The organism is Blastomonas sp. AAP25, from assembly GCF_001295965.1.
GTDB lineage: Bacteria > Pseudomonadota > Alphaproteobacteria > Sphingomonadales > Sphingomonadaceae > Blastomonas > Blastomonas fulva.
This window is the reverse complement of the sequence record NZ_LJHP01000013.1, coordinates 40,392-59,839: the sequence shown is the minus strand read 5'-3', so window position 1 is coordinate 59,839 and position 19,448 is coordinate 40,392. Positions and strand designations below refer to the sequence as shown.

19 protein-coding genes are annotated in these 19,448 nt (G+C 65.1%); 5 read left to right on the top strand and 14 right to left on the bottom strand.

The window, feature by feature from the left end; genetic code table 11:
- The first annotated feature begins 47 nt into the window (after positions 1 to 47).
- Positions 48 to 1,991 (top strand): alkyl/aryl-sulfatase, encoded by a 1,944-nt coding sequence (locus IP68_RS11130; RefSeq protein ID WP_231683925.1) that lies wholly within the window; start codon positions 48 to 50, stop codon positions 1,989 to 1,991.
- 43 nt (positions 1,992 to 2,034) lie between these two features.
- Here IP68_RS11130 and IP68_RS11125 read toward each other — a convergent pair whose 3' ends face one another.
- From IP68_RS11125 to IP68_RS11075, 13 genes are all read right to left on the bottom strand, one after another.
- Positions 2,035 to 2,688, bottom strand: a complete 654-nt coding sequence (locus IP68_RS11125; RefSeq protein WP_054135058.1) for a glutathione S-transferase family protein — start codon at positions 2,686 to 2,688, stop codon at positions 2,035 to 2,037.
- Between the two features lie 26 nt (positions 2,689 to 2,714).
- Positions 2,715 to 3,368, bottom strand: coding sequence for a ribosome biogenesis GTP-binding protein YihA/YsxC (gene yihA, locus IP68_RS11120; RefSeq protein ID WP_197275784.1), 654 nt, complete (start codon positions 3,366 to 3,368; stop codon positions 2,715 to 2,717).
- Positions 3,365 to 5,176 carry a membrane protein insertase YidC gene (yidC, locus tag IP68_RS11115; protein ID WP_054135057.1) on the bottom strand — a complete coding sequence of 604 codons (1,812 nt, stop codon included), beginning with the start codon at positions 5,174 to 5,176 and terminating at the stop codon, positions 3,365 to 3,367. Before yidC ends, yihA begins: the two co-directional genes overlap by 4 nt.
- Positions 5,177 to 5,225: 49 nt before the next feature.
- Positions 5,226 to 5,435: a membrane protein insertion efficiency factor YidD gene (gene yidD / locus IP68_RS19770; RefSeq protein WP_082382300.1), complete on the bottom strand. Its 210-nt coding sequence runs from the start codon at positions 5,433 to 5,435 to the stop codon at positions 5,226 to 5,228.
- A gap of 106 nt (positions 5,436 to 5,541) precedes the next feature.
- On the bottom strand, positions 5,542 to 5,982 hold the full coding sequence (gene rnpA, locus IP68_RS11110) for a ribonuclease P protein component (RefSeq protein WP_231683923.1): 441 nt from the start codon (positions 5,980 to 5,982) through the stop codon (positions 5,542 to 5,544).
- Positions 5,983 to 6,020: 38 nt separating this feature from the next.
- Positions 6,021 to 6,155, bottom strand: a complete 135-nt coding sequence (rpmH, locus tag IP68_RS19765) for a 50S ribosomal protein L34 (protein WP_081985062.1) — start codon at positions 6,153 to 6,155, stop codon at positions 6,021 to 6,023.
- A 155-nt stretch (positions 6,156 to 6,310) separates the two neighbouring features.
- The gene (locus tag IP68_RS11105) at positions 6,311 to 6,982 is read right to left on the bottom strand and encodes a hypothetical protein (protein WP_054135055.1); all 672 of its coding nucleotides are present in this window, start codon (positions 6,980 to 6,982) and stop codon (positions 6,311 to 6,313) included.
- On the bottom strand, positions 6,979 to 9,651 hold the full coding sequence (acnA, locus tag IP68_RS11100; protein ID WP_054135054.1) for an aconitate hydratase AcnA: 2,673 nt from the start codon (positions 9,649 to 9,651) through the stop codon (positions 6,979 to 6,981). Before acnA ends, IP68_RS11105 begins: the two co-directional genes overlap by 4 nt.
- Positions 9,652 to 9,890: 239 nt before the next feature.
- Complete coding sequence (gene tldD / locus IP68_RS11095) at positions 9,891 to 11,321, bottom strand: metalloprotease TldD (RefSeq protein ID WP_369814857.1); 1,431 nt, start codon at positions 11,319 to 11,321, stop codon at positions 9,891 to 9,893.
- Between the two features lie 173 nt (positions 11,322 to 11,494).
- Positions 11,495 to 12,820 carry a glutamate--tRNA ligase gene (gltX, locus tag IP68_RS11090; RefSeq protein ID WP_054135052.1) on the bottom strand — a complete coding sequence of 442 codons (1,326 nt, stop codon included), beginning with the start codon at positions 12,818 to 12,820 and terminating at the stop codon, positions 11,495 to 11,497.
- Between the two features lie 63 nt (positions 12,821 to 12,883).
- Positions 12,884 to 13,165, bottom strand: coding sequence for a HigA family addiction module antitoxin (locus tag IP68_RS11085; RefSeq protein WP_197275783.1), 282 nt, complete (start codon positions 13,163 to 13,165; stop codon positions 12,884 to 12,886).
- Positions 13,166 to 13,179: 14 nt separating this feature from the next.
- Complete coding sequence (locus IP68_RS11080; protein ID WP_054135050.1) at positions 13,180 to 13,458, bottom strand: type II toxin-antitoxin system RelE/ParE family toxin; 279 nt, start codon at positions 13,456 to 13,458, stop codon at positions 13,180 to 13,182.
- A 39-nt stretch (positions 13,459 to 13,497) separates the two neighbouring features.
- Entirely contained in the window at positions 13,498 to 15,153 is a 1,656-nt protein-coding gene (locus IP68_RS11075; protein WP_054135086.1) for an NAD+ synthase, read from the bottom strand.
- Between the two features lie 176 nt (positions 15,154 to 15,329).
- Here IP68_RS11075 and IP68_RS11070 point away from each other — a divergent pair, with 176 nt between their 5' ends.
- From IP68_RS11070 to hisN, 4 genes are read left to right on the top strand one after another with little or no spacing between them, the layout of a single operon-like run.
- Entirely contained in the window at positions 15,330 to 16,265 is a 936-nt protein-coding gene (locus IP68_RS11070) for a ribose-phosphate pyrophosphokinase (RefSeq protein WP_054135049.1), read from the top strand.
- Positions 16,266 to 16,274: 9 nt separating this feature from the next.
- A complete protein-coding gene (locus tag IP68_RS11065) occupies positions 16,275 to 16,709 on the top strand; it encodes a cupin domain-containing protein (RefSeq protein WP_054135048.1) in 435 nt (144 codons plus the stop codon).
- Entirely contained in the window at positions 16,706 to 17,506 is an 801-nt protein-coding gene (locus IP68_RS11060; protein WP_054135047.1) for an arylamine N-acetyltransferase, read from the top strand. Before IP68_RS11065 ends, IP68_RS11060 begins: the two co-directional genes overlap by 4 nt.
- Before the next feature lie 48 nt (positions 17,507 to 17,554).
- Complete coding sequence (gene hisN, locus IP68_RS11055; RefSeq protein WP_054135046.1) at positions 17,555 to 18,340, top strand: histidinol-phosphatase; 786 nt, start codon at positions 17,555 to 17,557, stop codon at positions 18,338 to 18,340.
- A gap of 85 nt (positions 18,341 to 18,425) precedes the next feature.
- Here hisN and IP68_RS11050 read toward each other — a convergent pair whose 3' ends face one another.
- A complete protein-coding gene (locus IP68_RS11050) occupies positions 18,426 to 19,436 on the bottom strand; it encodes a DUF6607 family protein (RefSeq protein WP_054135085.1) in 1,011 nt (336 codons plus the stop codon).
- Between the last annotated feature and the right edge of the window lie 12 nt (positions 19,437 to 19,448).

Sequence of the window (19,448 nt, the reverse complement as noted above, 5' to 3'; positions counted from 1 at the left end):
CAATAGATAGGCGCAGCAGCGCCAGGCGATCAGGATGGAGGATGACGATGAAACGGATCTGGAAAACCGGCGTGATGGCGCTTGCGCTCGCGACGCCGATGGCGGCGCAAGCGCAGCTCACCGACGCCGAGCGCGCGGCCGTGCTGGCGAGGCTCCCCGCCGATGACGGCAGCGACCTTGCCGATGCGACCCGCGGCAAGATCGCCGAGATTCCCGGCGGGCTGATCCGCACGTCAGATGGCAAGACCGTTTGGGATGCAGGCGCGTTCGATTTCCTCAACGCCGAAACCGCACCTTCGACCGTCCACCCCTCGTTGTGGCGGCAGGCCCGGCTCAACCGCATCCATGGGCTGTTCGAGATCGTCCCGGGCAAGGTGTGGCAGGTGCGCGGCTATGACATCGCGGTGATGACGATCATCTCGGGCAAGACCGGATGGATCGTGGTCGACCCGCTTCTCACCGAGGAAGCTGCGGCCGCAGCGATGCAGCTTGCCGAATCGAAGATCGGCAAGCTGCCGATATCGGCACTTCTGTTCAGCCACAGCCATGCCGACCATTTCGGCGGGGTCGGCGGGATCATCTCGGCTGACGAGGTGAAAAAGCGCAAGGTGCCGGTGGTCGCGCCGCACGGCTTTGCCGAGGAAGCGGTGAGCGAGAACGTGCTTGCGGGCAACGCCATGACCCGCCGCTCATCCTACATGTTCGGCACCGCGCTGGCGCCGGGAGTCGAGGGCCGGGTCGACAATGGCCTTGGGACCGGGCTGTCGGTCGGCACCACCGGGTACCTTTCGCCCAATATGCTGATCGGGCCCGAGGGTGGCCTGAAAATCATCGACGGCGTGCGCTTCGATTTCCTCGATGCCGCCGGGACCGAGGCGCCCGCCGAATTCCTGTTCTATCTGCCCGATTTCAAGGTGCTGCACACCACCGAGGTTTCGGTGAAGACGATGCACAACATCCTCACGCTGCGCGGCGCGCAGGTGCGCGATGCGCTGCTCTGGTCGAAGATCATCGACAAGGCGCTGGTCAAATGGGGCGGCAGCGCCGAGGTGCAGATCGCGTCGCACAACTGGCCGACCTGGGGGCAGGCGCGGGTCGCGGGCTATCTGGAGAACCAGCGCGATGCCTATCGCTTTGTCCACGACCGCACTTTGGGCCGCGCCAACTCCGGCATGACGCTGCACGAACTTGCCGACGGCATCGCCGAGCCTTCGGCGCAGCAGCAGGCCTATGCCGCGCGCGGCTACTACGGCACGATCAACCACAACATGAAGGCGACCTATCAGCGTTATTATGGCTGGTGGGACGGAGTTCCGGCCAACTTCAATCCGCTTCCCCCGGTGACCGCGGGCAAGGGCTATGTCGAGCTGGCGGGCGGCGCCGATGCGCTGCTTGCGGCGGGCAAAAAGGCGCAAGGCGCGGGCAACCACCGCTGGGCCGCCGAATTGCTCAACCATCTGGTGTTTGCCGAGCCCGCGAACGCGGCAGCCAAGGCGGCGCTCGCCGACAGCTACGAGGCGCTGGGCTTTGCTGCCGAATCGGGGATCTGGCGCAATTACTATCTCGCAGGCGCGGCCACGCTGCGCGGCACCGAACTGCCGCGCAAGGGCGCGAGTACCCAGAGCCGCAGCTTCATCAGCGCTATCCCCACGGCAGAGTTCTTCGATGCGCTCGCCACCCGCTTTGCCGCCGAACGCTCGGGCAACATGCGCGCCAGAATCAACTTCATCCTGCCTGACACCAAGGAGACGCTGGGCATCATGGTCAACGGCGATGTCGAGATCCCGCGCTATGGCGCAACGCTCAGCGATGCCAATGCAACCGTGACGCTGAACCGCAAGGACTTTGACGCCATCGTGCTGGGGGAAACCGATTTCCCGAAGCTGATGCAGTCGGGCGCGATGAAGATCGACGGGGATTCGGGGCTGTTCCTGCGCTGGCTGATGCTTCACCCGCCATTCGACCCGGCGTTTGCCGTGGTGACGCCATAGCGCGATCTCTCTCCCCTTCCGCAGGCGGGATGGGAGAAATACCTTACCGCTCGAACCGGTCGATCACCCACGTCTCGGCGAGCGCGGCCTCGGTCCATTGCGCCATCCATTCATGGCCCAGAACCGCCTCGCTGTACGCGCGGGCAAAGCCCGGCAGCGTAAACCCATAAGTTTCGAACCGGCTGACCACCGGGGCGAACATGATGTCGGCGGCGCCAAAGCTGCCGAACAGGAACGGACCGCCGCGCCCGAAGCGCGCGCGCGCCTCGGCCCAGAGCGAGAGGATGCGCATCACGTCCTGGTGCGCCTCGGGGCTGACGGGGACGTCGGTGTGCCGCGCGCGCATGTTCATGCTGAATTCGCGGCGCAGCGCCATGTAGCCGCTGTGCATTTCCGCCGCCATCGAGCGCGCAAGCCCGCAGGCGACCGGGTCCTTGGGCCAGAAGCGGTCGCGGTGCGTCCTGTCGGCAAGCCAGTCGATGATGCCGAGCGAATCCCACACCACCGCTTCGCCATCCCACAGCACCGGAACTTTGCCGGCAGACGGCTGGAACTCCTCGCGCAGGCGGGTCTCGGCCCAGGCATCGTCATACAACGGCACGACGATCTCTTCGAACGGCAGGCCCGACTGCTTGCACGCCAGCCAGCCGCGCAGCGACCAGCTCGAGTAGTTCTTGTTGCCGATGTACAGTTTCATGCCAGCCCCTGCCCCTGCCGCGCTGTTCACTCGCTGATCGAATCCATCACGAACCCGCGCAGCTCGTCAATGCCCATGCGCTTTTCGGACGAGGTGATGATGACATCGGGGAAGGCGGCGGCGTGCTTGCGCGCTTCGGCGCGGGTGGCGTCGGCGACCTTTTCGAGCTCGCTTGCCTTGAGCTTGTCCGCCTTGGTCAGCACCAGCCTGTAGCTGACCGCAGCCTCGTCGAGCATCTTCATGACGTCGAGATCGACCTCCTTGACCCCGTGGCGGCTGTCGATCAGCACCAGGGTGCGCTTGAGCACCGCGCGGCCGCGAAGGTAATCGTTGATCAGGAAGCGCCATTTCTTGACGACATCCTTGGGCGCCTTGGCATAGCCATAGCCCGGCATGTCGACCACGCGAAAGCGCACCGGATCGCCGATATCGAAGAAGTTCAATTCCTGCGTGCGGCCCGGCGTCACCGAGGTGCGCGCGATCGCCCGCCTGCCCACCAGCGCGTTGAGCAGCGAGGATTTGCCGACGTTGGAGCGGCCCGCAAAGGCGATTTCGGGCACCGAGGGGGCGGGCAGGAATTCGAGCGCGGGCGCGGACTTGAGGAAGGTCACCGATCCCGAGAACAGCCGGTTGGCCTCCTGCAGCAGCGGATGGATGGTGGGCTGGGATTCGTCGGTCACGCGCCACCCTTCTCTTTGGGCATCTTGTCCTTCTCGGCCTTGGCGGCCTTGGCCGCCGCCTCTTGCGCGGCCAGCTCCTTCAACTGCGGATGACGGCTGTAGAGCCACTTCTGCTGCGCGATGGTGAGCACGTTGGACATCGCCCAATAGAGCTGCAGACCCGCGGCAAACGGCGCCATCACGAACATCAGCACCCAGGGCATGATCGAAAAGACCTGCTGCTGGACCGGGTCCATCGGCGCGGGATTGAGCTTGAACTGCAGCCACATGGTGACGCCCAGGATGATCGGCAGGATGCCGATGGCGATCATGCTCGGCGGATCGAAGGGGAGCAGTCCGAACAGGTTGACCGGAGTCAGCGGATCGGGCGCGGAGAGATCCTTGATCCACAAGACGAACGGCTGGTGACGCATCTCGATCGCCAGCAGCAGCACCTTGTACAGCGCGAAGAACACCGGGATCTGCAGGAACATCGGCAGGCATCCGGCGAGCGGATTGACCTTTTCCTTGCGGTACAGCTCCATCATCTCGGTCTGGAGCTTCTGTTTGTCGTCCTTGTAGCGTTCCTGCAGCGCCTTCATCTTGGGCTGCACCGCGCGCATCTGCGCCATCGAGGCGAACTGGCGCTGTGCGATCGGGAACATCAGGCCGCGGATGATGATGGTCAGCAGGATGATCGCCACGCCGAAATTGCCGACCTGCTCGAACAGCCAGTTGAGCAGCTTGAAGATCGGCTTTTCGAACCAGATGAACCAGCCCCAGTCGACCGCGCGGTCGAGCAGCTTGATGTCCTTGGCATCGACATAATCGTCGAGCAGCTCGGTTTCCTTGGCGCCGGCAAACAGCATCGCCTTGGTCTCGACCATCTTGCCGGGTGCCACGACCTTGCTGTCGAACAGCAGCTCGGACTGGTAGAGCTTGCCGCCCAGGCTGCGGAAATTGCCCGCCATCTGGCCGGTCGATCCGGGCGCGGGGATCAGCGCCGAGAGCCAGTAATGGTCGGTGAAGCCCAGCCAGTCGATGTTGCCGCCATATTCGACCAGCTTCTTGGGGTTCTCGTCGAGATCGTCATAATGCACGTCGAAATCGGCGACATCGTCGAACACGCCCAGCGGGCCGTTGCGAACGGTCCAGGTGCTGGGGTCGGCATTGGCGCTGGTGCGGTTGATCAGCCCCAAAGGCCGCACGATCGCAGGCGTGGCGCCCGAATTGATGAACCGCTGGGTGACGCTGATCAGATAATTGGCGTCGATCGCATAGACGATCTCGAACCTTTGCCCGGCCGGGTTGGCCCAGCGCAGCGTGACGGGAGTCGATGGGGTGAGCCTGCCGCCGCTGGGCGTCCACACCGTCTGGCTGGTCGGGGTGACCACGCCCTCGCCGATCCAGCCGAACTGCGCGAAATACTGGTCTGCGGTACCGGCAGGCGAGAACAGGTGGACAAGGTCGCTGTCCTTGTCGAGCTTCTCGCGATAATCCTTGAGCACGACATCATCGATGCGCGCGCCGGTGAGGTTGATTGACCCGCCCACGCGCGGCGCATCGATGGCGACGCGCGCGCTGTCGGCCAGCACGGCCTTGCGGGTGCGGATGATCTTGGAGGCGCTTGCGGTATCGGGAACGGTGCCCGAAACCGCGCCCGAAGAGGTGCCGGGGGTGGCGGGATCGAGGCCCGGGCGCGGCGCATTGGCCACATCCTCGACCGTTGCCGGGCGCGCTGGATAGAACACCTCCAGCGCATAGGGCCATCCGAACAGAATCAGGGCCATCAGGGTGATGGCCAGGATGACGTTACGCTGATTCTCCACGCTTCAAACCTCGTTCCGGTAATGCATTCGGGGGCGCCTCATCTGCGCGTCAGGGCACCGGATCATGGCCGTGCCCGCCCCATGGGTGACAGCGCAATAGCCGCTTCGTCGCCAACCAGCCACCCTTAATCGCACCATGGCGTTTGAGCGCCTGGATGGCATATTCCGAGCAACTGGGATCATAGCGGCACGACGGCGGAAGGATGCGCGACGGGCCAAGTTGCCAGCCTCGGGCGATCCAGATCAGCAGGGTGCGCATCGGTATTCCATGCCCCCAAGCTCAAGCCGAACCTGCCGCGCGCGGCCAGAGCTATCGGACCGGCATGCGATTCCAGGCGACCAACACGCGATCATCGGCTGCGCCATCATCGCCGCCGGGGCTTGCCACGCGGCGGACGGCGATCGGACGAGGCCTTGCCATCGCGCACCCGCTCGAGCGCGCGGACCAGATCGGCGTGCATGGCGGCAAAGTCGCGCGTCATCGCCTCGCCCCTGCCGATCAGCACATGATCGGCGCCGGGAAGGCCGTGATGGCCAAGCACCTGGTGCGCCAGCGCGCGAAAGCGCCGCTTGATCCTGTTGCGGACGACCGCGTTACCGATCTTCTTGGTGACGGTATAGCCGATGCGCTTTGCCGGGCTGTCGTCCTGGCGCGGCTTGACCAGCAGCACGAAAGCCGGGGTGCCGACGCGCAGGCCGCCATTGGCCGCGAGAAAGTCGGCGCGCTGGCGCAGCACAACGGGCGCGCCGGAGGTATCCGGAGCGCCCGTCGAATCGGTCGGACTGGAAGGTGTGTCAGCAGCCACGCCCGCATCCACGGACGCCGGTTGCTCCACAGCCCCGATCAGGCGCTCAGGCGCTTGCGACCACGCGCGCGGCGTGCACGCAGAACCGCGCGGCCACCCGGGGTTGCAGTGCGCGAACGGAAACCGTGACGACGCGCGCGCACAAGGTTGCTGGGCTGAAATGTGCGCTTCATGCGGCACTCCTGATAAAACGGTGTTGGTTGATGATTCGCCGCGTGCTGCAGCTTGCGCCGAGCCCGCGAAAGCAGGCCGCATACGGTCGGGGCCAACCAAAGTCAAGCAATCCGCACCCTGCCCCGCGCCATTTCTGGCAGAGCGGGACGAATGCTCAGCCCGCCGCTGCCTCGCATGCGGTCAGGATGCTCATCAGATTGCCGACCGGGCTGATATCGCGCAGCGACAGCGCGAACAGCCGCTGGATCGAGGCCTCGTCTGTGTGGCCCTTCTCGATGTAGCGTTCCGGGGTCAGCCGCGCCGACAGCCGGTCCGCCAATGCGGTCATCCGCTTGCCGAACGGGCTTTCGCCCGAATCCTCGAGCTCGCTCTCCGCCACGCCCGCCATATAGCCGGTGAGCGCATAGCATTGCATGTCGCGGGTAAACGGGTCGGCAGGCAAGGTGATGGTGCGCTTCGAGCTGATCAGCGGGTAGCGCGCCGCACACAGCGGCAGGAGCTGCGGCGCATCGGTCGCCAGCGTCTCCAGATTGGGCGGGGTAAGCCCGACCAGTTCCTCGACCTTCTCCACGAAAGTCTCGGGCGTGTCGGCGGTCACCCTGCGCGCGGCATCGAACAGGAACCACGTCGCTTCGGCCACCGCTTCGGTCTGGCCGCGCCCGGCGAGCACTGCGGCATAGAAGCACATGATGCCCGCCGCCTGCGCATCGGCAGGCAGGGAAGGCGTCGCGGCGACCTGCGCCCGTGCCGGGGAGGCCGGCACCGCGCCAAGGGCCATCGCCGCGCCGATCAGCGCAGCGACAGCCCGTGACACGAACGGCTTCATGCAGCCAGCTTCCTCAGCACGTAATGCAGGATGCCGCCGTTCATGAAATACTCGATTTCATTGGCGGTATCGATGCGGCACAGCGCCTCGAAGCTGAAGGTCGAGCCATCGGCGCGGGTTACCTTGACGGTGACCTGCTGGCGCGGCTTGAGATCGGCAACACCTTCGATGGTGAAGCTGTCGTCGCCGGTCAGGCCCAGCGACAAGCGGGTATCGCCGTCCTGGAACTGCAGCGGAAGCACGCCCATGCCCACGAGGTTGGAGCGGTGGATGCGTTCGAAGCTCTCGACGATCACGGCTTTCACACCCAGCAAGTTGGTGCCCTTGGCCGCCCAGTCGCGCGACGATCCGGTGCCGTATTCCTTGCCCGCGATCACTACCAGAGGCGTACCATCGGCCTTGTGACGCATCGCTGCGTCATAGATCGGCATCACTTCCTGGCCATAGCGGCTCATGCCGCCCTCGATGCCCGGGACCATCTCGTTCTTGATGCGGATGTTGGCGAAGGTGCCGCGCATCATCACGTCATGATGGCCACGGCGCGCGCCATAGCTGTTGAAGTCGGACTTGGCGACCTGATGCTCCATCAGCCACTTGCCCGCAGGCGAATCCGCCTTGATCGAGCCTGCGGGCGAGATGTGGTCGGTGGTGATCGAATCGCCCAGGATCGCGAGCGGCTTGGCCTCGATGATGTCGCCCACCGGCGCGGGGGTCATGCTCATGCCCTCAAAGTACGGCGGGTTGGCAACATAGGTCGAGCCCGCGCGCCAATTGTAGGTGTCCGAACCTTCGACGTTGATCGCCTGCCAATGCTCGTCGCCGAGGTAGACGTTCGCATAGCGCGCCTGGAACATGGCGCGGTCCATGCACGCCGCCATGGTGTCGGCAACTTCCAGATTGGTGGGCCAGATGTCTTTGAGGAACACGTCATGGCCGTCGGTCGCCTGGCCGATCGGGGTGGTGGTGAAGTCCTCGATCACCGTGCCCTTGAGCGCGTAAGCCACGACCAGCGGCGGGCTGGCGAGGAAGTTGGCGCGCACGTCGGGCGACACGCGGCCTTCGAAGTTGCGGTTGCCCGAGATGACGGCGGCGGCGACCAGACCGTTCTCGTTGATCGCCTTGCTGATCGGCTCGGCCAGAGGGCCCGAGTTGCCGATACAGGTGGTGCAGCCATAGCCGACGAGGTTGAAGCCGACCGCATCGAGATGCGTCTGCAGCCCGGCCTTGTTGAAATAGTCGGTGACCACCTGCGATCCGGGCGCGAGCGAGGTCTTGACCCAGGGCTTGGGACGCAGGCCCAGCTCATTCGCCTTCTTGGCGACGAGGCCGGCGGCAACCATCACGCCGGGGTTCGAGGTGTTGGTGCACGAGGTGATCGCAGCGATCATGACATCGCCATCGCCGATATCGAAGTCCTTGCCGTCCACCGCGACGCGGGTGTTGGCGCGCTTGTAGGTTTCGGCCATGTCCTTGGCGAAAACGTCGTCGACTTCGGTGAGATCGACGCGATCCTGAGGACGCTTGGGACCGGCAAGCGAAGGCACGACGGTCGACATGTCGAGCTCGAGCGTGCTGGTGAACACCGGATCGACCGCATCGGGGTGGATCCAGAAGCCCTGCTCCTTGGCATAGGCTTCGACCAATGCCAGCGCGTCTTCGTCACGCCCGGTGAGGCGCATGTAATCGAGCGTCTTGTCGTCGATGCCGAAGAAACCGCAGGTCGCGCCATATTCGGGCGCCATGTTGGCGAGCGTCGCGCGGTCGGCGAGGCTCAGCGAAGCCAGGCCCGGGCCGAAATATTCGACAAAGCGGCCGACCACGCCATGCTTGCGCAGCATGTTGGTGCAGGTCAGCACCAGATCGGTGGCGGTCACGCCCTCGTTCAGCTGGCCGGTCAGCTTGAAGCCGACGACTTCGGGGATCAGCATCGAGACCGGCTGGCCCAGCATCGCGGCTTCCGCCTCGATCCCGCCGACGCCCCAGCCGAGCACGCCCAAGCCGTTGATCATCGTGGTGTGGCTGTCGGTGCCGACGCAGGTGTCGGGATAGGCGACGGTGGCGCCGCTTTCATCGGTGCTGGTCCATACGGCCTGCGCGATGTTCTCGAGGTTCACCTGGTGGCAGATGCCGGTGCCCGGAGGAACCGCCTTGAAGTTGTCGAGGCTCTTGGAGCCCCACTTCAGAAAGTCGTAGCGCTCGCCGTTGCGGTAATATTCGATCTCGACATTCTGCTCGAACGCCTTGGGGTGACCGAATTCGTCGACCATCACCGAGTGGTCGATGACCAGGTGAACAGGGACGAGCGGATTGATCTTGCTGGTGTCACCGCCCAATTTGGCGATGGCATCGCGCATCGCCGCGAGATCGACGACGCACGGCACGCCGGTGAAATCCTGCAGCAGCACACGCGCGGGGCGATACTGGATTTCCGCATCCGACGAGGGGTTCTTCTGCCAGTCGACGATCGCCTGCGCATCGGCCACCGACACGGTAAAGCCGCCGTCTTCAAAGCGCAGCATGTTCTCGAGCAGCACCTTCATGCTGAACGGCAGCCGCGAGATATCGCCGAGCTTCTCAGCCGCCTTGGCGAGCGAATAATACGCGATGGACTTGCCGCCCACCTCCATGGTCGCGCGGGTGCCGAGCGTGTCCTGTCCAACAGCGGTCATGTGAAGGTCCCTCCAAAAGTACCAGTTATATGTATGGCGCATTGAAAGCGCCGGGTGTGACGGTTCGCACCAGAGGCCGGAATGGGGACGCGCGCGACCATTTTTCTGCGCGAAACCGGCGGGCCGATGCTGAATCGGGTGTGTCGGGGGAGGCCTTAGCGCAAGGTTGTGCGGGGGGGAAGGGGTAGATGGGGTCGGCAGTGTGGGTTCGCGGTTCGCAAGCCTTGCGGCGGGCTGTCTTACGCTCCGGTTCCCCCCACCGTCAGCCCGCTGACCAGCAACGTCGGCTGGCCCACGCCCGCAGGCACGCCCTGGCCTGCCTTGCCGCACATGCCGACGCCTTCGTCGAGCGCGAAGTCGTTGCCGATGCCGGTGACCTTGGTGAGTACGGTGGGGCCGTCGCCGATCAAAGTGGCGCCCTTGATCGGGGCTCCGAGGCGGCCGTTTTCGACACGATAGGCTTCGGTGCACGAGAAGACGAACTTGCCCGAGACGATGTCGACCTGGCCGCCGCCGAAGCTCTTGGCGAAGATGCCGTTTTTCACGCGCGACAACAATTCCGCCGGGTCATCATTCCCTGCGCGCATGAAGGTGTTGGTCATGCGCGGCATCGGGGCGTGGGCGTAGGACTGGCGGCGGCCGTTGCCGGTGGGGGCGACGCCCATCAGCCGGGCGTTGAGCCGGTCCTGCATGTATCCGCGCAGGATGCCGTTTTCGATCAGCACATTTTCCTGTGTCGGCGTGCCTTCGTCATCGATGCTGAGCGATCCGCGCCGGTCCATGATCGAGCCATCGTCGACCACGGTGACGCCATCGGCGGCGACGCGCTGGCCGACCCGGCCCGAAAACGCGCTGGTGCCCTTGCGATTGAAATCGCCCTCGAGCCCATGCCCGATCGCTTCATGCAGGATGATCCCGGGCCAGCCGGGGCCGAGCAATACGGTCATCTCGCCCGCGGGCGCAGCGACGCTCTCCAGATTGGTCAGTGCCTGCGCCAATGCCTCATCGATCGCGCGGTTCCAGGTCGCCTCATTGAACAGGCCGTCGTACAGATAGCGCCCGCCCATGCCGAAGCTTCCGACCTCGCGCCGCTCGCCGCTTTGCGCAACGATCGAGACGTTGAGGCGCACCAGAGGGCGGACATCGGTGGCGACAAAGCCATCGGCGCGCACCACCTCGATCACCGACCAGCTGCCGATCAGGCTCGCGGTGACCTGCGCCACGCGTGGGTCACGCGCGCGCGCGGCGGCGTCGATCTTTTCGAGCAGCGCGATCTTGGTCTCGAACGGGATGCTCTCGAGCGGGTTGCCGTCGGTGTAGAGATGGCGGTTGTTCTGCCGCGGCGGGGGGGCCGCCTCGCCCTTTGCGGGATCGAGCAGTTTCAGCGTCTCGGCGGCGCGGCGGATGCCCGCTTCGCTGACGTCGTTGGCATGCGCAAAGCCGGTCATCTCGCCCGAGACCCCGCGCAGGCCGAAGCCCGAGTCGGTCGAATAATCGGCGGTTTTCAGCCGGCCGTCATCGAACACGAAACTCTCGCTCGCGGCGTACTGCAGGTAGAGCTCGCCATCATCGCAACGCGCGAGCGCATCGCGGGTAAGGCGCTGCGCAGCATCGGGATCGAGCGCGTCGGGGCGGTAGAGGAACGAGCGGGGGTCTGCGGTGGCGATCATGGTCATGCCACTGCATATGCGGCATGCGAGGGGATTATCCAAGGGCGTGCCGAGTTTTCACCTTCCCGTCATTCCCGCGAACGCGGGAATCCCGCTTTGCGACTACGCGGAAGACGGAAGTGTGACCCCCGCCTGCGCGGGGGTGACGAAATTGGGCAAGGCGTGGCGTGCGTCTAGCCGCCAAGTCGCTCCAAGGCCCGCTCGCGCCCGATCAAAGGCAGCAGTTCGCCCATGTCGGGCCCATGGTCCATTCCGGTGAGCGCGCGGCGCAGCGGCAGGAACAGCCCTTTGCCCTTGCGTCCGGTGCTGGCCTTGAGCAGCTCGGTCCAGTCCTTCCAAACCGTCGGACCGAAGTCGATCGGTTCGAGCGCAGCGCGCGCCTCGACCAGAAACTCCGCATCCTCGGCTTCCGGCGCGGGCGCGTTGATCGGCCCTTCGATGATCCGCCAGTAATCGGCGACCTCGCCCAGATGCGCGATATTGGGACGGATCGCGTGCCACGCCGCCTTGTCGATCTGCGGCGGAAGCTGATCGGCGATCGCAGCGAACTCGGCGGTGTGGATCAGTTGGCGGTTGATCCGCTCGAGATCCTCTTCGGCAAAACGCGCGGGCGCGCGGCCGAAGCGGGCGAAGTCGAAGCTCTCGAGCAGCGCTGCGCGATCATGCAGCGGCTCGACCGGATCAGACGTGCCCAGTCTTGCCAGCAGCGCGACGATCGCTTGCGGCAGGATGTGCTTGTCGCGCAGCTCGCCGACACCCAGCGAGCCCAGCCGCTTGGAGAGCTTGCCCTCCGAGCCGACCAGCAGCGCCTCGTGCGCGAACGCAGGCGGCGTGCTGCCCAATGCGGTGAACATCTGCAGCTGCACCGCGGTGTTAGAGACATGATCCTCGCCGCGCACGACATGGGTGATCTGCATGTCGACATCATCGATGGCAGACGGGAGCATGTACAGCCAGCTGCCATCGGCACGGCGGATGACGGGATCGGAGAGGCCGGCGGCGTCGAATTTCTGGGGCCCGCGGATCAGGTCGTCCCAGGCGATAGGTTCGTCATGGTCGAGCTTGAACCGCCAGTGCGGTTTCAGTCCCTGCCCCTCGAGCTCTGCGCGGTCTGCATCGGTGAGATTGAGCGCAGCGCGATCGTACACCGGCGGCAGGCCGCGCCCCAGAGCGATCTTGCGCTTGAGGTCGAGCTCCTGCGAGGTTTCGTAACACGCATAGACCCGGCCCGCGTCGCGCAGCCGGTCAAAAGCCGCGTCGTACAAGGCGCTCCGCTCCGACTGGCGATATTCCGCATCGGGGGCGAGCCCCAGCCAGGCGAGGTCCGCGCGAATGCCCTCGACATACTCCTCGCGACTGCGCTCCTGGTCGGTGTCGTCGATGCGCAGGATGAAGCGCCCGCCCGTCTTCCTCGCCCACATCCAGTTGTGCAGCGCGGTGCGGATATTGCCGATGTGCAGGTGCCCGGTGGGCGACGGGGCGAAGCGGGTGGTGGTCATGGGTTACAATCTTGTTGGTGCACGCCGCGGGTCGCCCGGCGGGGCTCCTCGCGTTGGGTGGGTTCAGGCAGCTGTCTGCAATGGCTCTACAGTCGGCTGGCTGTGCTCGAGTGCCATGGCAAGATCATAATTCGCCTGCAAGCCGATCCAGAATCGCGCGGTGCTCACACCTGCGCGTTCCAGCCGGATGGCAAGATCAGGGCTGATCGCGGCTCGGCCATTGATCACGCGCGACAATGCCACTCGCGACATACCCAGCTTGCGCGCTGTTTCGGTGACACCAAGGCCGAGCGGGACGATAACGTCATCGCGCAGCATGGTTCCTGGGTGGGGGGGAGTTTTCATCATCTCAACTTGCCTCAATGATAGTCCTGATAATCCACTAGTTCCACATCAGGCCCGACAAACCGAAATGTGACCCGCCAGTTGCCGTTCACCCATATCGACCAATGACCTGTCATATCGCCCTTTAGCGGATGCAGCCGGTATGACGGGAGCGGGAGCTCGCGGGGCGACTGGGCTACATCCAATGCTGCCAGAATGCTGAGCAACTTCGCCTTGTGACCAGCCTGAATGCCTTTGGTCGAACCAGTTTCGTAAAGCAGCCGCAGGCCCTTGTGACGAAAGCCGATGATCATGGCACCGATATATCGCGTAACGATACACGATGCAAGCGATCACACTGTCCGGAACCTGTTGGTGATCGGGTAGCGCCGGTCGCGGCCGAAGTTGCGGATGCCCAGTTTCACCCCAGGCGGGGCCTGGCGGCGCTTATATTCGGCGATGTAGAGCAGGCGCTCAATCCGCGCGACGGTATCGTGCTCGAAGCCGCGTGCGACGATCTCGGCGACGCTGAGATCCTCCTCGATCAGGCCGTGCAGGATCGGGTCGAGAATTTCGTAGGGCGGCAGGCTGTCGTCGTCGCGCTGGTCGGGGCGCAGTTCGGCGCTGGGCGGCTTGGTGGTCACGCGCTCGGGCATCACCGGGCCGTCCGGGCCCAGCGCCAGCGGCGGCCTGTGCGCGTTGCGCCAGCGCGACAGTTCGAACACGGTGAGCTTGTAGGCGTCTTTCAGCACATTGTAGCCGCCCGCCATGTCGCCATAGATGGTGGCATAGCCGACGCTCATCTCGCTCTTGTTGCCGGTGGTGAGCAGCATGTGCCCGAACTTGTTGGAGAGGCTCATCAGTGTCACCGCGCGGATGCGTGACTGGATGTTCTCTTCGGTGATGTCGACATCGCGGTCGGAAAAGCTGCCTTCGAGCATACTGTCGAACGCTGCGACCGCAGGCTGGATCGGGATACTGTCGAGACGGCATCCGAGCATCTTGGCGCAGCCTGCGGCATCATCCAGGCTCTCCTGGCTGGTGAAACGGCTGGGCAGCATCACGCACCACACCCGCTCGGGGCCCAGGGCATCGACCGCGACGGCGGCGGACAGCGCGCTGTCGATCCCGCCCGAAAGCCCCAGCACCACGCCGGGAAAGCCATTGGCGTTCACATAATCGCGCAGCCCGACGATCATGGCATGATAGGCATCCTGCGGGAACGGATCGAGCGCATGGATCTCGCCGGGAGCACACTGCCAGCCGCCTGCCCCGCGCGTCCATTCGGTGCGCACGCTCGCCGCCTCCCAGTCGGGCAGCTGATGGACAAGCGATCCATCGGCGTTGACCACGAACGAGGCGCCGTCGAACACCAATTCGTCCTGCCCGCCGATGCGGTTCAAGAACACCAAAGGCAGCCCGGTCTCGGCAACGCGCGCGCGCACCACATTATGCAGCCGGCGCTCATCCTTTTCGATCTCGTAAGGGCTGCCATGCGGCGCGATGAGGATCTGCGCCCCCATCGCCTTGAGATGCCCGCAGACCTTGGGGAACCAGATGTCCTCGCACAAAGGCAGGCCCAGCATCACGCCGCGGAACGGCACCGGAGGCTGCAGCGGAGCAGACGCGAACAGCCGCTTCTCATCGAAGGTGCCGTAATTGGGCAGCTCGTGCTTCAGGCGCACCGCGGTGATCGCGCCGCCATCGAGCAGTGCGAGGCCATTGAAAAGCTGGCCTTCACGCGCGAACACCGACCCCACCAGCATGGCCGGGCCGCCATCGGCGGTGGCTGCGGCCATCTCGTCGAGCTTGGCGGCAGCGCGCGCGATCAAAGCGGGCTTGAGCACCAGATCCTCGGGCGGATAGCCGATCAGCTGCAGTTCGGGGAACACGACAAGATCGCTTCCCGTCGCCTTGTCCCGCGCCGCCAGCATGGCATCGGCATTTCCGGGGATATCGCCCATCGCCTGCGCGCACTGGACAAGGGTGATCATAAGCCGGTCGGTCATCCCTGCCAGATAGGCGGCAGGCGCAAGCGCGGCAACCGAATTTGGCGGACCGCCCTGATGGTCGGCGGCGCGGGCTTGCGTGTCACACACATTTCACGAAACTTACATCTTCCGCTTGCCGGGTCACTTGGCTAACAGGGCCAAATTCGATCCGCGCAACGGGGAAGCACGATCACATGAAAATCCTGTCTGGCAACAGCAACCTGCCGCTGGCGCGTTCGATCGCGGCCTATCTGGAAATGCCGCTGACCGATGCCAGCGTGCGCCGCTTTGCCGATGAGGAAATCTTCGTCGAGATCCACGAGAATGTCCGCGGCGAGGATGTCTTCGTGATCCAGTCGACCGGCTACCCCGCCAACGACAATCTGATGGAACTGCTAATCTGCATCGATGCATTGAAGCGCGCATCGGCCCGCCGCATCACCGCAGTGATCCCCTATTTCGGCTATGCCCGGCAGGACCGCAAGCCCGGCCCCCGCACCCCGATCTCGGCCAAGCTGGTCGCCAACCTGATCACGGTTGCGGGCGCGGACCGCGTTCTTTCGGTCGATCTGCACGCAGGACAGATCCAGGGCTTTTTCGATATCCCCACCGACAACCTCTATGCCGCACCGGTGATGGCGGCGGACATCCAGGCGCGCTTCGGCGAACACCAGCTGATGGTGGTGTCGCCTGACGTGGGCGGCGTGGTGCGCGCGCGTGCGCTCGCCAAACGGCTCGACAACGCGCCGCTGGCGATCGTCGACAAGCGCCGCGAACGCCCGGGTGAATCCGAAGTCATGAACATCATCGGCAACGTCGAAGGCCGCTTCTGCATCCTGATCGACGACATCGTCGATTCGGGTGGCACCCTGTGCAACGCGGCGCAGGCGCTGAAGAACGCAGGCGCGGTCGACGTGGTCAGCTATGTCACCCATGGCGTGCTTTCGGGCGGCGCGGTCGCGCGCGTCAACAACAGCGCGCTCAAGGAACTGGTGATCACCGATTCGATCCAGGCCACCGACGCAGTGACCGGATCGGACCGCATCCGCAGCCTGCCCATGGCGGCACTGATCGGCGAAGCCATCCGCCGCATTGCAGACGAAAGCTCGGTCTCAAGCCTGTTCGATTGATCCGGCGACATGGCGTCGATCCGCATGGCTGCCCTGCTGCTGGCAGCGATCGGGCTGGCGGGATGCGCGCGCGATAACAGCGACGCGCTGGCGGTGTACCGGCCAGCACCCGGTATCACCGAGATCGTGTCCGGGCCGATAGAGGCAGCGCCGGGCCATCATCTCGTGATAGGCGACCTCAATATCCCGCCGGGCGCGCCGATCCCGCGCCATTTCCATCATGGCGAGGAGTTTCTCTACGTCATCGGCGGTAGCACGGTCATCGCCCGTCAGGGTCAGGAGGCCATGACGCTGCTGCCCGGCCAGGGCATCCGCATCGCGCCCGGCACGGTGCACTGGGGCCGCGCCGGACCCGAAGGATTGCGCGCCGTCTCGAGCTGGGTCGTGCCCGATGGCCAGCCGCTGCGCGTGCCCGTACCGGCACCTGAAGGCAGCGCACATTGACCGCATTTCTTGATCGCTACCTCGCCCGGCTCGGGCTGTCACAGCTTCCTTCGGTCGATCTTGCCGGGCTGGATTGTCTGCTCTGGGCACAAAGGCTGGCCATTCCCTATGATGCGCTCGACGCACGCCTGGGCCGCGGTGTGGACCTTGATCCTGCTGTCGTCGCGGCCAAGCTGCTGTCGGGCACACGCGGGGGCTATTGCTTCGAGCTCAACCAGCTGTTTGCGCGCGGGCTCGAGGCGCTGGGCTTTGCCGTGGACCCGATGCTGGCGCGGGTATGGTTCCGTCAGGAGCCGGACGAAGACGTCCCGCCGCGCACGCACATCGTGCTGGCCGTCGCGCTGGAGGGCGAGCGCTGGCTTGCCGATGCAGGCTTTGGCGGCGGGCATGTCCCGGCGATGCCGATCCGGGACGGAGCCGAGGCCGCAGGCAATGACGGTGCCATCCATCGGCTGAGGCGCGATGCGGAATTCGGCTGGATGCTCGACCGGCATTTCGCCGGGCAGTGCCGCAACCAGTACAGCTTTACCGAAGACACTGCGCTCGCCGCCGACATCGCGATGTCCAATCACTGGACCGCGACATCGCCCTGTTCGCGCTTTATCCGCAACGTGCTGGTCAGCCAGGTGACGCAGGACGGATTGAAAGCGATCACCAACGACCAGTTCAGCGTGCAACGGGGCGACACCACCGACCGGATGCAGATTACCGGGCCCGAGGCGATGCGCAGGCTGCTCGCCGACGAATTCGGTATCATCATGTCAACACATGACGTCGAGGCACTCGCCGCATTTTGACCCGGATCAGTCTGGCCAACCGCGGCCCGAAGCGATAGCAGCATTCCCATGATCCACAGCAAAGACATAGCGCTCGCCGAAAGGCTGGCCGAAGCCGCAGGCGAAGCCATCCGCCCGTTCTACCGGTCCACCTTCACCACCGACCGCAAGGCCGATGCCTCGCCCGTCACCGAGGCGGACCGGGCCGCCGAGGCCGCGATGCGCGCGATCCTGGATGCCGAGGCGCCGCGCGATGGCGTGATCGGCGAGGAGTATGGCGAAAAGCCCGGCTCGACGGGCCGGGTGTGGGTGCTCGATCCGATCGATGGCACCACCAGCTTCATCGCCGGGCGGCCGATCTTCGGCACGCTGATCGCGCTGATCGCCGAGGAGTGGCCGGTGCTGGGCGTGATCGATCAACCGATCGGGCGCGAGCGCTGGGTCGGCGCGACCGGGCGCGGCACCACCTTCAACGGCAAGCCGGTCAGGGCGCGATTGTGCCCCGAGATCGAGGACGCGGTGCTCGCCACCACCAGCCCGCACCTGTTCAGCGACCATGACGCGATGCACTTCATGGCGCTCGCCAAGCAGTGCGACACCAGGCGGCTGATCTGGGGCGGCGATTGCTACAATTACGCGCTGGTCGCGCAAGGCAGTGTCGATCTGGTGTGCGAAAGCGGGCTCAAGCTGCACGATTTTGCCGCGCTGGTGCCGGTGGTCGAAGGCGCGGGCGGGCATATGTGCGACTGGAACGGCGATCCGCTGCACAAGAACAGCGACGGCCGCGTGATCGCGATGGGCGATCCCGCGCGGCTGGAAGACGTGCTTGCCGCGCTGGGACAGCACGATCATTGAAACATCATCCCCTGCCCCGCCATGTCCAGTGAGCAGGGCAGGGGAATGACGGCGCTCCACCCGGCAAAGGGCGGAGCGCCGACCCTTATTGACCGGCGTTAGCGACCCGCTGTCCACCTGCCATCCGGGTATTGTCTTCGATCAGCTTGAGCGCTTCGGCCTTGGCCTTGCCTTCCGTCAACTTGCCCTCGACGATCTCGTCCGCCATCGTCAGCAGCCGCGCGCTGATCACGGTTCCGGCCTGCGCCTCTTCCTGGATGGCAATGCCGCCCTTGGTGGTCGCCACCTTGTCCCAGGCCGAACGCACCGCAGCCCAATAGCCCTTGGTCGCAGCCCAGTAATCGTCCGCCGCCTTGACGTTATAGCCGTCGAACCTGGTGTAGGTGTTCAGCACATACTCCTGCACGACGGGTTTGAGCGACCCCTCGTCGAGCCCCATCTTGATGTTGTCCTGCCAGTGAACCCAGCCATCGGGCGTGGTCTGGTGGCGGTTGATCGCGTAATAGCGGTCATACACCGGGTTACGCACCGCATCGCGGCGGGCGAGCGGGCGCCAGGTCCAGTTGGACCGCCAGCGGCGCAGGCCACCCTGCTCCTCGAACTGGCCCCAGCCGGCATAACGCGGGCTGTCGTCAACCTGCCAGACGGTCTGTGACCAGCGGCCGCGGCGCATCTTTTCGGGCACGTCCTCCCAGGTCCAGGCATTGCGGTCCGAATAGACCAGCACCTTGGCTGGCTCATATTCCCAGTCCTGTCGCCAGTGCTTGGTGATATGCGGCTTGCCCTCGTGCTCGGAGACCAGAATGTGCTGCAGCACGATGCGGCGGCCGGTGTCCTCGATCACCCGCACCACCTCGTGCCCGCCAGAGATCTTGCGGTCGAGCGGGGCATAGCCCTGTTGCCAGGGGGTGGCCTCCTGCATGTCGAAGCGCACCTTGAAGTTGCCCGCCATGGCAAGGATTTCGGCGCGGTCGGCCTCGAACACCGCAGCCTCTTCCTGCGCTGGGCGCTCGGCGATCGGCGGGTGCGCCAAAGAAGGTGTGGAGGCCAGCGCCAGCAGGCTGGCGGCGGCAAGAGAAACGATCGAAGTCTTCATCATCTGTACCCC

Coding starts and splice junctions, on each gene's coding strand:
- tldD (WP_369814857.1), bottom strand. CDS start 11,321: ATGATCGCCACCGCAGACCCCCGCTCGTTCCTCTACCGCCCCGACGCG.
- IP68_RS11105 (WP_054135055.1), bottom strand. CDS start 6,982: ATGAAGCCGTTCGTGTCACGGGCTGTCGCTGCGCTGATCGGCGCGGCG.
- IP68_RS11075 (WP_054135086.1), bottom strand. CDS start 15,153: ATGACCGACCGGCTTATGATCACCCTTGTCCAGTGCGCGCAGGCGATG.
- IP68_RS11125 (WP_054135058.1), bottom strand. CDS start 2,688: ATGAAACTGTACATCGGCAACAAGAACTACTCGAGCTGGTCGCTGCGC.
- yidD (WP_082382300.1), bottom strand. CDS start 5,435: ATGCGCACCCTGCTGATCTGGATCGCCCGAGGCTGGCAACTTGGCCCG.
- IP68_RS11085 (WP_197275783.1), bottom strand. CDS start 13,165: ATGAAAACTCCCCCCCACCCAGGAACCATGCTGCGCGATGACGTTATC.
- IP68_RS11050 (WP_054135085.1), bottom strand. CDS start 19,436: ATGAAGACTTCGATCGTTTCTCTTGCCGCCGCCAGCCTGCTGGCGCTG.
- IP68_RS11130 (WP_231683925.1), top strand. CDS start 48: ATGAAACGGATCTGGAAAACCGGCGTGATGGCGCTTGCGCTCGCGACG.
- IP68_RS11070 (WP_054135049.1), top strand. CDS start 15,330: ATGAAAATCCTGTCTGGCAACAGCAACCTGCCGCTGGCGCGTTCGATC.
- gltX (WP_054135052.1), bottom strand. CDS start 12,820: ATGACCACCACCCGCTTCGCCCCGTCGCCCACCGGGCACCTGCACATC.
- acnA (WP_054135054.1), bottom strand. CDS start 9,651: ATGACCGCTGTTGGACAGGACACGCTCGGCACCCGCGCGACCATGGAG.
- hisN (WP_054135046.1), top strand. CDS start 17,555: ATGATCCACAGCAAAGACATAGCGCTCGCCGAAAGGCTGGCCGAAGCC.
- rpmH (WP_081985062.1), bottom strand. CDS start 6,155: ATGAAGCGCACATTTCAGCCCAGCAACCTTGTGCGCGCGCGTCGTCAC.
- IP68_RS11065 (WP_054135048.1), top strand. CDS start 16,275: ATGGCGTCGATCCGCATGGCTGCCCTGCTGCTGGCAGCGATCGGGCTG.
- IP68_RS11080 (WP_054135050.1), bottom strand. CDS start 13,458: ATGATCATCGGCTTTCGTCACAAGGGCCTGCGGCTGCTTTACGAAACT.